At 73.2% G+C, this 14100-nt stretch carries 13 protein-coding genes and 1 tRNA gene; 4 read left to right on the top strand and 10 right to left on the bottom strand.

Annotated features, from left to right (window positions below; translation table 11 throughout):
- Nucleotides 1–389, bottom strand: a 389-nt coding sequence (locus NH339_RS18830; RefSeq protein ID WP_253023996.1) for a glycoside hydrolase family 6 protein, incomplete at its 3' end; no start/stop codon positions are given.
- Between the two features lie 194 nt (nucleotides 390–583).
- Between NH339_RS18830 and NH339_RS07490 the strand changes: the two genes are divergently transcribed.
- Nucleotides 584–1969 carry a collagen binding domain-containing protein gene (locus tag NH339_RS07490; RefSeq protein ID WP_253023994.1) on the top strand — a complete coding sequence of 462 codons (1386 nt, stop codon included), beginning with the start codon at nucleotides 584–586 and terminating at the stop codon, nucleotides 1967–1969.
- 75 nt (nucleotides 1970–2044) lie between these two features.
- Here the strand turns inward: NH339_RS07490 and NH339_RS07485 are convergent, their stop codons facing one another.
- Nucleotides 2045–3010 (bottom strand): ribose-phosphate diphosphokinase, encoded by a 966-nt coding sequence (locus NH339_RS07485; protein ID WP_256475112.1) that lies wholly within the window; start codon nucleotides 3008–3010, stop codon nucleotides 2045–2047.
- Nucleotide 3011: 1 nt separating this feature from the next.
- Nucleotides 3012–4469 carry a bifunctional UDP-N-acetylglucosamine diphosphorylase/glucosamine-1-phosphate N-acetyltransferase GlmU gene (gene glmU / locus NH339_RS07480; protein ID WP_308207046.1) on the bottom strand — a complete coding sequence of 486 codons (1458 nt, stop codon included), beginning with the start codon at nucleotides 4467–4469 and terminating at the stop codon, nucleotides 3012–3014.
- 396 nt (nucleotides 4470–4865) lie between these two features.
- Between glmU and NH339_RS07475 the strand changes: the two genes are divergently transcribed.
- Both NH339_RS07475 and NH339_RS07470 read left to right on the top strand, forming a co-directional pair.
- Nucleotides 4866–6179: an HNH endonuclease signature motif containing protein gene (locus NH339_RS07475; protein WP_253023992.1), complete on the top strand. Its 1314-nt coding sequence runs from the start codon at nucleotides 4866–4868 to the stop codon at nucleotides 6177–6179.
- 52 nt (nucleotides 6180–6231) lie between these two features.
- Nucleotides 6232–6396: a hypothetical protein gene (locus NH339_RS07470; protein ID WP_158509177.1), complete on the top strand. Its 165-nt coding sequence runs from the start codon at nucleotides 6232–6234 to the stop codon at nucleotides 6394–6396.
- 8 nt (nucleotides 6397–6404) lie between these two features.
- On the opposite strand, the gene NH339_RS07465 is transcribed toward NH339_RS07470, so the two are convergent.
- The 3 genes from NH339_RS07465 to NH339_RS07455 all read right to left on the bottom strand — a co-directional run bounded on the left by NH339_RS07465 (nucleotide 6405) and on the right by NH339_RS07455 (nucleotide 8641).
- Nucleotides 6405–6483, bottom strand: a tRNA-Gln gene (locus tag NH339_RS07465).
- 35 nt (nucleotides 6484–6518) lie between these two features.
- Nucleotides 6519–7289 (bottom strand): methyltransferase domain-containing protein, encoded by a 771-nt coding sequence (locus tag NH339_RS07460; RefSeq protein ID WP_253023990.1) that lies wholly within the window; start codon nucleotides 7287–7289, stop codon nucleotides 6519–6521.
- Complete coding sequence (locus NH339_RS07455) at nucleotides 7286–8641, bottom strand: amidase (RefSeq protein ID WP_253023988.1); 1356 nt, start codon at nucleotides 8639–8641, stop codon at nucleotides 7286–7288. Before NH339_RS07455 ends, NH339_RS07460 begins: the two co-directional genes overlap by 4 nt.
- 74 nt (nucleotides 8642–8715) lie before the next feature.
- On the opposite strand from NH339_RS07455, the gene NH339_RS07450 reads away from it, so the two are divergent.
- A complete protein-coding gene (locus tag NH339_RS07450) occupies nucleotides 8716–9210 on the top strand; it encodes a MarR family winged helix-turn-helix transcriptional regulator (protein ID WP_253023986.1) in 495 nt (164 codons plus the stop codon).
- Nucleotides 9211–9222: 12 nt separating this feature from the next.
- Here the strand turns inward: NH339_RS07450 and NH339_RS07445 are convergent, their stop codons facing one another.
- Genes NH339_RS07445 through NH339_RS07425 form a run of 4 tightly spaced genes read right to left on the bottom strand, consistent with a single transcriptional unit; the run spans nucleotide 9223 to nucleotide 14049 of the window.
- The gene (locus NH339_RS07445; protein ID WP_253023983.1) at nucleotides 9223–11031 is read right to left on the bottom strand and encodes an ABC-F family ATP-binding cassette domain-containing protein; all 1809 of its coding nucleotides are present in this window, start codon (nucleotides 11029–11031) and stop codon (nucleotides 9223–9225) included.
- A 1-nt stretch (nucleotide 11032) separates the two neighbouring features.
- Nucleotides 11033–11953: a 4-(cytidine 5'-diphospho)-2-C-methyl-D-erythritol kinase gene (locus NH339_RS07440; protein WP_253023980.1), complete on the bottom strand. Its 921-nt coding sequence runs from the start codon at nucleotides 11951–11953 to the stop codon at nucleotides 11033–11035.
- A gap of 21 nt (nucleotides 11954–11974) precedes the next feature.
- A complete protein-coding gene (gene rsmA, locus NH339_RS07435) occupies nucleotides 11975–12862 on the bottom strand; it encodes a 16S rRNA (adenine(1518)-N(6)/adenine(1519)-N(6))-dimethyltransferase RsmA (protein WP_256475110.1) in 888 nt (295 codons plus the stop codon).
- Entirely contained in the window at nucleotides 12835–14049 is a 1215-nt protein-coding gene (locus tag NH339_RS07425) for a transglycosylase family protein (protein ID WP_308207045.1), read from the bottom strand. The genes rsmA and NH339_RS07425 overlap by 28 nt, the downstream gene beginning before the upstream one ends.
- Nucleotides 14050–14100: the final 51 nt, after the last annotated feature.

Below are 14100 nucleotides of genomic sequence, written 5' to 3'. Positions count from 1 at the left end.
TCACCGCCCTGGCAGTCGCGGTCGGCGATGCCGTAGACGACGAGCAGGGCCACCCGGTCGGCGTCGCGCGCCGCGGTCGCGATGCGCCGCACGTGCGCCTCCACCTGCTGCTGCGGCCACGCCTCGGGCGTCAGCCAGATCGCCGTGGGCGTGTCGGCCACGCGGCGCAGCACCGTCGCGTCGTCGCCGGACGCGGCGTCGGCCGCCTGGCGCGCCTGCGAGTGCGGGTCGACGTAGACGCGGCCGGAGGAGAACGGGTTCGAGCTCTGCGCCCCTGCCGGCCAGAACGGCAGGGAGACCCCGAGCAGGTGCAGCACGACCGAGACCGCCACGGCGGCAGCGACCACCCCGGCGGCCAGCTCCCAGCGACGCGTGTGCGACGACTGCACCTCGACCCTCCCTCTCGGACCGGCACCCGGTCACGGGCTGAGGATACTGGCCGGTTCCTCATCGCGCGGGCCGACGGTCCCGGCAGATCCAGGACCTTCGGCCCCTGGGAAACCGGGGATCGCGGCGCAGCCCCCGCACTAGAATCGCGGTGGGAGACACGAGAGCCGTCCGCCGGCTCCGGAGGGAGATCGTCATGTCCGACGTCCGCACGCGGGTGCCCGCACCCCGGCTGCTGCTCGGCATCCTCGCCGTCGTCGCCCTGCTCCTCGGTCTGGTCGCACCCGTCCAGGCCGACGAGACCGGTCGCGTCCGCGGCGCCATCACCGAGGCGGGTACCGGTCGTCCGGTCAAGGACGTCACCGTCACCGTGTTCGACGCGTCGTGGCGCCAGAAGACGTCGTTCCGCACGAGCGGCGGCTACGCCACCCCGTGGCTGGCTCCCGGCACCTACCACCTGCGCGTGAGCGACCGTCGACCCCGCTGGGACGTCAACGCCCGCGTCTCGCGCGACGTGAAGGTCGTCGTGCGCGGCGGCAGCACGACCATCGCCAACATCAGCATGGCCCGCGGCGCGAGCATCACCGGTCGCGTCTCCAAGGGCCCGGCCCGGGGTCGGGTCCTGGCCGCCGGCGCCCGCGTCACCGCCGTCACCCGCGACGGCACCGCCTACACCGTCACGGCCGACCGTCGCGGCGGGTTCGCGATCGGGGGCCTTCCGGCCGGCAACTACTCGGTGTTCGTCTGGGACGCCCGCCAGAGGTGGGTGGGCCGCAGCCTCTGGGTCAGCGGGCTGCGCCAGGGCCGCAACCGCGACGTCCGCGTGGCCCTCGGCACGCGCGCCGGCACCATGGTCGGCGACCTCTACGCCGGCCAGTCGGGCGTGCGGTCGGCGGTCACCCTGACCCTCGTCAACCGCACGACCGGACAGTGGTGGGTCGTGCGCGCCCGCGGCGGCGCCTTCACCGCGAAGGGTCTCGCGCCAGGCCGATACGACGCGATCATCCCGGGCGTGCAGGGCTACGCCGGGGCGCGCGTCCACCTTGCGGGCAGCGTCCGCTCGGGCAGCACCACCGCCACGTCCGCCCGCCTCACCCGGGTCGGCGGTCGGCTCGTCGGTCAGGTCAAGGACGCCACGTCGAACGAGCCGCTCGCCGGGGTCAAGGCCCTGCTCTTCGACGACAACGGCACGCGCGTCGGTTCGGCGACCAGCGAGGCCGACGGGGTGTTCCGGCTCGGCGGCACCCTGCCCACCAAGAGCTGCTGGCTGACGCTCGTGCTGCAGGTCGAGCAGCCCATCAAGGGCCAGAAGTACCACAAGCTCACCGTCTCCGGCCTTGGCTCGAAGATCGGCACCGTCGTCTCGGCCGCCCAGCCGACGGTGGACGGCGGGCCGTGCCGCAGCGTGAACGCACCCTCCGGTGGTGCCTTCGGACTCGTCCGCGACGGGGCGCCCGCGCCGACGCCGACTCCGACGCCCACGGCGTCACCCACGCCGACCGCGTCGCCCACCCCCACGGCCACGCCGAGCCCGACCGCCTCGCCGACGCCGACCGTCTCCGCCACGCCGACCGCCAGCTGACCCCACGTCCACGACGCAGCACGACGACGAGGGGCCCCGGCACGTGTGCCGGGGCCCCTCGTCGTGGTGCTGTGGTCAGCTGAACAGGCTGGTGACCGAGCCGTCCTCGAACACGGCGGCGGTGGCCTGGGCCAGCAGCGGCGCGATGGAGAGCACGGTCAGCGAGTCGAAGCGCTGCTCGTCGGAGAGGGGCAGCGTGTTGGTGACGACGACCTCGCGCGCGACCGAGTTCTTCAGCCGGTCGACGGCCGGCCCGGAGAACACGGCGTGCGTCGCGGCGATCACCACGTCGGCCGCGCCGTCGGCCTTGAGCGCCTCGGCCGCCTGGACGATCGTGCCGCCGGTGTCGATGAGGTCGTCGACGAGGATGCAGGTGCGACCCTCGACCTCGCCGACCACGCGGTTGGCCTTGGACTCGTTGGGGCGACGCGGGTCGCGGGTCTTGTGGATGAACGCCAGCGGCGCACCGCCGAGGGCGTTGGCCCACGACTCCGCCACCTTGATGCGGCCTGCGTCGGGCGAGACGACCGCGAGCGGCTGGTCGCCGTAGTTGTTCTTGACGTAGCGGGTGAGGATCGGCATGGCCAGCAGGTGGTCGACGGGGCCGTCGAAGTAGCCCTGGATCTGGGCCGTGTGCAGGTCGACCGTCATCAGCCGGTCGGCGCCGGCAGCGGTGAAGAGGTCGGCCATGAGGCGCGCCGAGATCGGCTCGCGGCCGAGGTGCTTCTTGTCCTGGCGGGCGTAGCCGTAGAACGGCAGGATCACCGTGATGCGCTTGGCCGACGCACGCTTCAGGGCGTCGATCATGATGAGCTGCTCCATGATCGCCTCGTTGATCGGCGCGGAGTGGCTCTGGATGACGAAGGCGTCGCTGCCGCGGACCGACTCGTCGAAGCGGACGTAGATCTCGCCGTTGGCGAAGTCGTACGCCGTCGTGGGCACCAGCGGCACCTCGAGCAGGTTCGCGACCTCCTCGGCGAGCACGGGGTGAGCACGACCCGAGAAGAGCATGATCTTCTTGGTCGGCGTCTTCTTGAGCAGGTCACTCACCGGCGGTCTCCTCGGCGGGGTCGTCGACAGGGGCAGCGGCGTCGGCGGAGGGGGTGCCCGGCCGCTTGCGCTGCACCCACCCGTCTATGGTCCTCTGTGACCCGGAGCTCACGGCCAGCGCCCCCGGCGGGACGTCCTCGCGGACGATCGTCCCGGCCCCGGTGAAGGCTCCGTCGCCGATCGTCACGGGCGCCACGAAGACGTTGTCCGAGCCGGTCCGGGCGTGCCTGCCGACGACCGTGCGGTGCTTGTGCACGCCGTCGTAGTTCGCCGTGATCGTGCCGGCGCCGATGTTCGTGCCCTCGCCGATCTCCGCGTCGCCGACGTAGCTCAGGTGCGGGACCTTGGCACCCTCGCCGAGGGTCGCGTTCTTGACCTCGACGAACGTGCCGATCTTGCCGCGCGCGCCGAGCTCGGCACCGGGACGCAGGTAGGCGAACGGTCCGACGCTCGCCCCCGCCCCGACGACCGCGTCGGACCCGTGGGTGCGGACGACGCTGGCGCCGTCGCCCACCTCGACGTTGCGCAGGGTGGCGTCGGGCCCGATCGTGGCCCCCTCCCCCACGGTCGTCGCGCCGAGCAGCTGGGTCCCCGGGTGCAGGACGGTGTCGGCGCCGAGGGTCACGTCGGAGTCGATCCAGGTCGTGGCGGGGTCGACGATCGTCACCCCCTGGCGCATCCAGTGCTCCGTGGTGCGCCGGTTGAGCTCGGCGGCCAGCTCGGCCAGCTGCACGCGGTCGTTGACGCCCTTCGTCTGCCAGACGTCCTCCAGCACGTGCGCGCCGACCGGACGGCCCTCGCGGACGGCGGTGGCGACGATGTCGGTCAGGTAGAGCTCGCCCTGCGCGTTGTCGGTGTCGAGCCTGCGCGTCGCGTGGTCGAGGAAGACGGCGTCGACGGCGAGGATGCCGCTGTTGACCTCCTTGACGAGACGCTCGGGCTCGTCGGCGTCCTTGTGCTCCCGGATGGCCACCACGGCACCCTGCTCGTCGCGGAGGATGCGTCCGTAGCCGGTGGGGTCGGGCAGCTCGGCCGTGAGGATGGTGACCGCCCGACCCTCGTGCGTGTGGTCGAGCAGCAGCGTCGAGAGAGTCTGGGCGGTGAGCAGCGGGACGTCGCCGTAGGTGACCAGCACGGTTCCCTCGGGCACGTCGTCGAGGGCGTCGAGCGCGACCCGTACGGCGTGGCCCGTGCCGCGCTGCTCCTCCTGGACCGCCTGCACGACGCCCACGTCGTGCGCGGTGACCGCCGCGGACACCTGCTCGCGGTCGTGGCCGACGACGGCGACGACCCGCGCCGCGCCGACCTGCCGGACGGCCTCCAGCGCGTGGACGAGCATGCTCCGGCCGCCCAGCTCGTGCAGCACCTTGGCGGTGCGCGACTTCATCCGCGTCCCCGCCCCGGCGGCGAGGACGATCGCGGTCACGGGCGACGAGGAGGTCTCAGGCACGCCCGCCAGTGTACGGAGCCACCCGGCCCACCCGCCCCCGTCCACCACCCCGCCCCCGAGCGGCGGGATCCGCTGGTCGAGTAGCGGCACGGGCGACGAAGGAGCTCCGTGCCGCGTATCGAGACCATCCGGCAACGGCTCAGCGCGGGCCGACCCCCAGCGACGGCTTGGAGTGGTCTCGATACGTCGCCATACGCCTCGTCCCTCGGCGGAGGCGACTACTCGACCAGCGAAACGTTCCGCTGGTCGAGTAGGCCGACCGGCGACGAAGGAGCCCGGTCGGTCGTATCGAGACCACCCGGCAACAGCCCAGCGCGAACCAGCCGAAAACCCCACTGTCCACAGGAGTTTTCCGGGCTGGAGGGGGGTGTCGGAGGGGGTCTCTAGGTTGGAGACATGAACCCCACCGACACCCTCCTGGCCGACGCACTCGATGCGTCGCGTCGGGTGTGGGCGGGTGAGGCGGAGCAGGCTCGGGCGGTGCTGCGGTTCGTGGAGACCCGCCGCACCGACGCCCTCACCCAAGGGTTGAGTGCCCGTCAGGTCGAGGACGCCCGGCAGGTGGCCATCCTGGAGGCCGCCCTCGAGCTGCATCTCGCGCAGGGATTCGTGGCGAACCTGGTCTCGTCCACCCGCACCCTCGTGATGGACCTGCCCACCGTCTGGGCTGCACACCTGCGCGGGGAGGTCGACCGGGCCAAGGCCCGCGAGATCGCCTCCACCGCCTGGAAGCTCCACGCGCCGGAGAACATCACCCGGCTGGACGAGACCGTCCTCGCCTACGCCACGACCCACACGTTGGGTCAGCTGAAGGGGTGGCTGCGCCGGTTCCTCATCCGGGTCGAGCCCGACCACGCGATCGAGCGCCGCAAGTCCGCCCACGCGGACCGCAACGTCACCATCACCGCCCTGGATGACGGGATGAGTCTGCTGCAGGCCCTCATCCCCACCACCGAGGCCCTCCTCATCGACCGGGACCTCACCCTCGCAGCGAAGGCCTCCCGCCACGCCACCACCGACGATGACCGGACGCTGGCCCAGGCCCGCGCCGACGCTCTCGTCGACACCCTCCTGCGCAAGGACGTCACCGCGACCACGTCGGGGCGTGGCCGGTTCCACGTCGGCATCACCGTCTCCCTGGCCACCCTGCTCGGCCTCTCCAGCGAGCCGGGCGTCTCTGCCGACGGGCAGCACGTCCTCGACCCCGCCCTGCTCGCCGAGCTCGCCGCCGCCGAGGGGACCCTGTTCTCGCGGTTGTTGACCGATGAGAACGGCGGCATCCTCGACGTGACCGAGCTGGGCCGCTTCCCCACCCAACCCCTACGCAGGGCGTTGAACCTGATCGACGGGACCTGCGACGTGCCCGGCTGCACCCGACCCGCCACCGGCTGCGACGTCGACCACCAGATCCCCTACGACCCCGACCCACCACCCGACGCACGACAACCCGGACAACCACCAGGTCAGCAGCGCGGACCCACCGCAGCAGGCAACCTGCACCACCGCTGCCGACCCCACCACGGCCTCAAGACCCGCGGAGCGTTGACGGTCACCCACGACCAGGACGGCAACGCCCACTGGCACCTACCCACCCGCACCATCGAGGCCGAGACCGCGTTCACCCGCGCCTGGACCCGACGAGACCGCACCATCCAGTTCGTCGAGATCCACCACACCCACCCCGACCACATCCAGTACCGACCCCGATGACCCGGGGCGCGCTCACCCAGCGCGACGCCCGGGTCCGCGTCACCATGGACGCATGAGCGACCCCATCGAGGAGACCACCGACGTGCGGACGCAGGAGGCTCTGCGTTCCCTGGAGAAGGCCCTGGAGGATCCCGAGATCGCGGACGCCTTCCGCGGCGTGCAGGAGCACCTCGGATCCTTCACCTTCGACCCGGTCGGCACCCTCGACGAGGACTGACCCTGCGGCTCCCCGGGTAGGAGTCGAACCTACGTCGCTTGTCCTGATTCAAAGTCAGGCGGGCCCTGCCGGCAGACCAACCGGGGATCGTCGCGACGCACAGCCACGACGGCCGTCCCAGGCTACCCGAGCGGACGGACGGCGACCGCGAACGTCCGACGGAACGGGAGCACCGTCCCGTACGGCCGACGCGGGTACGCCTCGCGCAGCTCCGCCTTGTAGTCCGCCACGAACCGCTCCCGCAGGTCGTCCGGCAGGGCCTGCAGGACCGGGCGCGCTCCCGTGCCCTTGACCCACTCGAAGACAGGGTCGTCGCCCGGCAGCACGTGCAGGTACGTCGTCTCCCAGGCGTCGCACGACCAGCCCAGCGACGCGAACAGGTCGAGGTACGTCTGCGGACCGGTGCCACGCACCGAGAGCACCCCCGCCGTGTGGTCCGCGTAGGCGGGACGGTCCGCGACCTCCCGCATCAGTGCATGGCTCGGTGCGTCGGCGTTGTTCGGCACCTGCACGGCGATCGCGCCACCCGGCGTCACGTGCTCCGCCAGACGCCGCAGGACCTCCTCCTGCTCGGGCACCCACTGGAACATCGCGTTCGACGTGATCACGTCCACCGGTCCGTCGGGCGCCCACGTCGTCACGTCCGAGACGACGTACGACGCCTCGGGATCCTCGTTCGTCGCCGTCGCGCGCGCGACCATCTCGGGCGACGAGTCGACGCCCAGCACGCGGGCGCCGGGCCAGCGGCCACGCAGCACGGTCGTGAGGTTGCCGGCTCCGCAGCCGAGGTCGACCACGACGCCGGCGTCCGACGGCACCCGGGCGACCAGGTCGACGAACGGACGCCCCCGGTCGTCGGCGAAGCGCAGGTACTGCTCCGGGTCCCACCTCATGCGGGACCTCGCAGCGCTGCCTCGACCTGGGACGCCACCGACATCAGGAGCGGGTCCTGCTCGCGACGTGCGACGAGCTGGACGGCCAACGGGAGCCCCCGCTTGCGCGACCGGCCGACCGGCAGGGAGACGGCCGGCAGCCCGGCGTGGTTCCACTGCGCCGTGTACGGGTAGAACGCGTTCATGCCGAGCACCGTGCGCAGACCGCCCTTGCCGGCGAAGTGCCCGACGCGCAGCGCGGGACCGCTCATCACGGGCGACAGGAGCACGTCGACGCCGAGCCGGTCGAGCACCGTCGAGCCGAACCGGTGCCCGGCGCGCTGCGCCCACGCCACCGCCGACGGGCCGAAGGGGCGGCCGAGGCGCACCACCTGACGGGTGCGTGGCTCCAGCAGCGACGGGTCGTCGACGCGCGACGCCGACTCGGCGATGCCGGCGAGGTAGCGCACCGTGAGCGCCTTCGCGTCGAGACCGTACGGCACCTTGACGGTGGTGACCTCGTGCCCGAGCCCGTCGAGCAGGCCCGCGACGTGGTCGACGGCCGACTTCACGTCGCGGTGCAGCGGCTCGGGACGCCCTGCGGCGGCGGCGCTGGTCGTCACGCCGATCCTGAGCGTCCGTGGAGCCGTGTCAGCCGCGTGCGCGAGCGCGCCGGGAGCACCGTGCCCCACCGCGTCGAGGTAGACGGCGGTGTCGCGCACCGTCGGGGTCACGCAGCCCTGCGTCGAGAGACCGTGCCAGCCCCCCGAGCCGGGGACGAACCCGTGGGTCGTCTTGAACCCGACGAGACCACAGCTCGCCGCGGGGATGCGGATCGAGCCAGCACCGTCGGAGGCCGTCGCCACCCCGACCGCGCCCGCGGCGACGAGCGCGGCCGACCCCCCGGACGACCCACCGGGCGTGCGGTCGAGGTCGTGCGGGTTGCGCGTCACGCCCTGGGCCGCCGACTCGGTGAACCCGTAGATCGCGAGCTCGGGGAGCGTCGTCGTGGCCACGGGCACGGCACCCGCCGCGAGCAGCGCCTCGACCAGCGGCCCGTCCTGGCGCGACACCTGGGTGACGGCCCGCGACCCGAGCCCGGTCACCCGGCCGGCGAGGTCGGCGTCGTTCTTGATGGCGACGGGCACGCCGAGCAGCGGCCCGGTCTCGCCGCGGGCGATCCTCGCGTCCGCCTCCGTCGAGGCGTCGAAGGCCTCGTCAGCGAGCAGCTCGACGACGGCGTTCACGCGGGCGTCCTCACGCTCGATCGCGTCGAGCGTGGCGATGGTCAGCTCGCGCGCGGACACCGTGCGGTCGCGCAGCAACGGAACGAGGGTGGCCGGGCCACGGCCCACGAGGTCGTCGACGTCCATGGGCGACACCGTAGGCCCCCACCGGCTCGACAACAATCTCGACATCAAGATTCTTGACGAACTACAGTGTCGCCATGGGTGCCGACGAGCTCGACGAGGTCGACGGCATCGTCGCGGCCTGGCAGCGCGAGCGCCCCGACCTCGACACCCGCCCCATGCAGGTGCTCAGCCGGGTCACGCGCCTCGCCCGTCACCTCGACCGCGCGCGCCGGGCGGCGTTCGCGGCCCACGCGCTGGAGCCGTGGGAGTTCGACGTGCTGTCCGCGCTGCGGCGGTCGGGTCCGCCCTACCAGCTCTCCCCCGGCCGGCTCGTCACCGAGACCATGGTCACGAGCGGCACGATGACGAACCGCGTCGACCGGCTCGCGGGACGCGGCCTCGTCGCCCGCGAGGCCGACCCGGGCGACCGCCGCGGCGTGCTCGTCACCCTCACGGCCGCGGGTCGCGCGGCCGTCGACGCCGCCCTCGACGAGCTCCTCGAGCAGGAGAGGTCGCTGCTGTCCAGCCTCGACCCGGACGACGCCGAGACGCTGGCCTCGTCGTTGCGCACGCTGGCCCGCCACGTCTGACCCGACGTCGGGTCAGTCGGCCACCTCGAGCCACCGCTCCTCCAGGCGCTCGCGCTCGGCCACGACCTCCGCGTGCTCCGCGGAGAGCGGCACGAGCCGGGCCGGCTCCGTGGCCGCCTCCACCATCCGACGCTCGAGGTCGGCCTCCTGCGCGCTGAGCCGCTCGATCTGCCGCTCCAGGCGGGCCGCCTCCTTCCGCGCCTGACGGTCCTGGGCCGAGCCGCTGCCGGGCGACCCTGCCGGGACGGCGGGCGACGCGGCCGCCGCGGGAGCGGGGACGTCGGGCCCGGCGGGGTCCGCGGACCGGCGCAGCCGCAGGTACTCGTCGACCCCGCCCGGCAGGTGGCGCAGCCGGCCGTCCAGCACGGCGTACTGGTGGTCGGTCACGCGCTCCAGCAGGTAGCGGTCATGGCTGACGACGAGCAGCGTGCCCGGCCACGTGTCGAGGAGGTCCTCGATCGCCGCCAGCATGTCGGTGTCCATGTCGTTGGTCGGCTCGTCGAGGATCAGCACGTTCGGCTCGTCGAGCAGGGTGAGCAGCAGCTGCAGGCGACGACGCTGACCGCCCGACAGGTCCTTGACCCGGTTCGACAGCTGGGCGCTGGAGAACCCGAGCCGCTCGAGCATCTGCGACGGGGTCACCTCCGCCCCGTCGGCCTGGTAGCTGGCGCGGCGCGCCGCCACGACGTCGCGGACCCGGTCGTCGGCGATCGCGTCGAGCTCCGTCAACGCCTGTGTCAGGGTCGCCACCCGGACCGTGGTGCCGCGCTTGACCCGGCCCCACGTCGGCTGCAGCCGACCGGCGACGAGCGAGAGCAGCGTGCTCTTGCCGGCGCCGTTGGGGCCCAGGATGCCGGTCCGCTCGCCCGGCGCGATCCGCCACTCGACGTGGGAGAGCACCTCGCGGTCGCCGAAGGAGACCGACACGTCGAGCAGGTCGACGACGTCCTTGCCGAGCCGCGCCGTCGCGACCCGTCTCAGCTCGACGCTGTCGCGCACGGGCGGCTCGCGCTCGATCAGCTCGTTGGCCGCGTCGATGCGGAACTTCGGCTTCGACGTGCGGGCCGGCGCGCCACGCCGCAGCCACGCCAGCTCCTTGCGCAGGAGGTTCTGTCGGCGCGACTCGGCCGCAGCAGCCTGGCGGTCCCGCTCGACGCGCTGCAGGACGTAGGCGGCGTACCCGCCCTCGAACGGCTCCACGACCGCGTCGTGGACCTCCCAGGTGTCGGTGCACACCTCGTCGAGGAACCAGCGGTCGTGCGTGACCACCACGAAGGCGCCCTGGCCCGACGCGAAGCGCGCGTTCAGGTGGGCGGCCAACCAGGTGACCCCCTCGACGTCGAGGTGGTTGGTGGGCTCGTCGAGGAACAGCACGTCGTGCTCGCCGACGAGGACGGCCGCGAGCGACACGCGACGACGCTGGCCGCCGCTGAGGCCGGCGACGGGACCGTCCCAGTCGACGTCGGCGAGCAGCCCGGCGACGACGTCGCGCACCCGCGGGTCCCCCGCCCACACGTGCTCGGCGGTGTCGCCGACGACGGTCTGCGCGACCGTGAGCCCGGGGTCGAGCGTGTCGGACTGGTCGACGTAGCCGACGCGCAGGTCGCGGCGCCAGGTGACCCGGCCCTCGTCAGGCTCGAGCCGACGCGCCAGCACCCGCATCAACGTCGACTTGCCGTCGCCGTTGCGGCCGACGATGCCGACCCGCTGCCCCTCGGCCAGGCCGAGGGTGACGTCGTCGAGGACGTCCTTCGTCGGGAACGACAGCTGCAGCCCCTCGCCGCCGATGAGCGGGGTGCGACGGCCGGCCGGTGCGGCCACCTCAGACCACCCGCACGCCGGGCACGGGCCCGATCGACTGGACGACGTCGGCGCAACGCCCCGTGCCGGCGAGCGCGATCGCGATGTCGAGGCTCTGCTGCTCGTCGGCGGCGAGGAACACGCACGTGGGGCCGGAGCCGGAGACCAGCGCACCGAGCGCTCCGGCCTCCACCCCCACCTCGAGGGTCTGGGCCAGGTCGGGCCGCAGCGAGAGCGCGGCCTCCGTGAGGTCGTTGGAGAGCGCGGCCCCGAGCGCGACGGCGTCGCCCGAACGCAGGGCCGCGAGCAGCGCGTCGGGGACCTGGGGCGTCGCCAGCTCCCGGTCGGCGTTCAGCCGGTCGAACTCGGCGTACACCGACGCCGTCGACAGTCCGATGCCGGATACCGCGACGACCCAGTGGTAGGAGCCGCGCGCCAGGACCGGGCTGACCAGCTCGCCGCGTCCACCGCCGATCGCGTTGCCGCCGTGCAGGAGGAACGGCACGTCGCTGCCGAGACCGGCCGCGACCGGCTCGAGCTCGTGCCGCGACCACCCGAGCCCCCACACGTCGTTGCACGCGACGAGGGTCGCCGCGGCGTCGGCCGAGCCGCCGGCCATGCCGCCGGCCACCGGGATCGCCTTGCGGATCACGAGATCCACACCGGCCTCGACGCCCGTCTGCTCACGCAGCGCGAGCGCGGCGCGCACGGCGAGGTTGTCCCGACCGCGCGGAACCAGGGACGCCTCGGTCTCGGCGCCCGGGACGTCGCTGGTCGTCTCGACCGTCACCTCGCCGGTCTCGTTCGCGGTGGCTCGGACCTCGTCGTACAGGTCGACGGCCTGGTAGACCGTCGCGAGCGGGTGGAAGCCGTCCTCGCGGACGCCGCCGACGCCGAGGGCCAGGTTGATCTTGGCTGGCACGCGCACGCTGACGGTTCTCACCGCACCAACCTACCGATCCGCTCAGCCGAGGGCAGCGGCGATGCGCGCGAACGCCACGACGTCGAGCTGCTCACCCCTGGCCTGCGGGTCGACGTCGGCCGCGCGCAGAGCCGTCTCGGCCGCCGCGCCGGACCCCGCGAGGCCGGAGAGCGCGGCCCTGAGCGTCTTGCGACGCTGCGCGAAGGCGGCGTCGACCACGCGGAACGTGGCACGCCGCAGGGCGTCGTCGCCGGGCGTCCCACGGCGCCGCAGCGACACGAGCGCGGAGTCGACGTTCGGCACGGGCCAGAACACCTGCCGTCCGACCGTGCCCGCGAGGCTGACGTCGCAGTACCAGGCCGCCTTCACGCTCGGGACGCCGTAGGTGCGGGAGCCGGGCGGCGCCGCGAGCCGGTGGGCGACCTCGGCCTGCACCATGACGAGCACCGACGCGAGCGTCTCGAAGCGCTCCAGCAGGTGCAGCAGCACCGGGACGGACACGTTGTAGGGCAGGTTGGCGACCAGCGCGGTGGGCGTGGGCCCGGGCAGCTCCTCGACGCGCATCGCGTCGGCCAGGACGAGGTCGAGACGCTCGACGTGGCCCGGCGCCTGCTCGGCGACGGTCGTCGGCAGACGCTGGGCGAGGACCGGGTCGACCTCGACGGCCACGACGTGGCGGGCGACCTCGAGCAGCGCCAGGGTCAGGGAACCGAGACCGGGACCGACCTCGACGACGACGTCGTCGGGGCCGATCCCGGAGTCGCGGACGATACGGCGCACGGTGTTGCCGTCGACCACGAAGTTCTGGCCACGCTGCTTGGTGGGCCGCAGTCCGATCGCGTCAGCGATGCGTCGGACGTCGGCCGCACCCAGCAGCGAGACCGGGGTGGGCGGGGTGCCGCTCAGTGCACACCGACCTTCGCAGCGCAGGACCACTGGCCCCAGCCGGAGCGCTGCTGCAGGATCTTGGCGTACTTGATCTGCACCTCGCGGCTGTTCTCGTGCGGGAGACCGGGGCCGCCGACGCTGTGCCACGTGGCGGCGCTGAACTGCAGGCCGCCGTAGTAGCCGTTGCCGGTGTTGATGCTCCAGTTGCCGCCGGACTCGCACTGCGCGATGCGGTCCCAGACGCTGTCGTCGCCGACCGCGGGGGCCGACTCGGTGGCCGGGGCCGCCAGCGTCGTCTCCTCCGGCTCGGGCTCCTTCGTGCCGCGGAGCACGACGCGCTTGCTGCCCCGGTCGGTGACCTTCTCGGTCAGCACGAGGGTCGAGCGGACCTTGCCGTTGGCTCGGGTGACGAGCACCTTCTGCTGCACGACGCGCGGCGCGCCGGCGCGCAGCACCTTCTCCGTGCCCTTCTCGAGGGTGTCGTCCTCGCGGACCTCCGTCTGCGGGGCGGTGCGCAGCGTGCGGGCCGTGTCGACCATGCGCACCCGCACGACCTCGACGCGCTCGCCCGGCTTGACCAGGGCGGCCTCGCCGAGGGCGTCGCCGGCGCGGACCTCGTCGGCGGCACCGAGCCGCACGCCGGCCTCCTCGAGCACCTCGCCCGCGGTGGGGGCAGCGCTCGTGACGGTCTTCTTGCGGCCGTCGGCGCGGACGGTGAGCTTCTTGGGGTTGGAGACGACGACCGTGGAGGCGGTGTCGTCCAGGCGCGTGTCCTTCGCCGCGTTCACCTCGGCGCCCTTGCGAGGCGAGACGTCGAGCTCGTCGAGGACGTCGCCGACGGTGGCGGCGTGCAGCCGCTCACGACGCACGGTGCCGTCGACGGCGACCGTGACGTCCTTGGCGTAGCGGACCTTGATCGTGTCGCCGTCGGAGACCGACGCGGTCGGCTCGGCGTCGACGGCGGCGTCCTTCGTGCGGACGTCGTGGCTCTTCAGCAGCGACCCGACGGACGTGCCGAAGGTGCGGACGGTGTCCTTGCGGCCGTCGACGTCGAGGGTCACGGTCTTGGAGAGCGTGCCGTAGGCGGCGACGCCGGCTCCGAGGACGAGGAGGACGGCCAGGTTGAGGGCGATGACGACGCGCTTCGTGGTCTGGCGGTGGCGGCGCCGAGCGGCGTCCGCGGGGTCCTGAGGGGTGGTCTGGGGGGTGTTCTGTCGAGGGTGGTGCACTGCTTTCCTCTGGTCGGGGACAAGGTCAGCTGGAGATGGGCAGCCCGTCCA

It is taken from the genome of Aeromicrobium sp. CnD17-E, assembly GCF_024124745.1.
Taxonomy (GTDB): domain Bacteria; phylum Actinomycetota; class Actinomycetes; order Propionibacteriales; family Nocardioidaceae; genus Aeromicrobium.
Note: the sequence above shows the minus strand (reverse complement) of the source record. Positions and strands in the feature narration are given on the sequence as shown.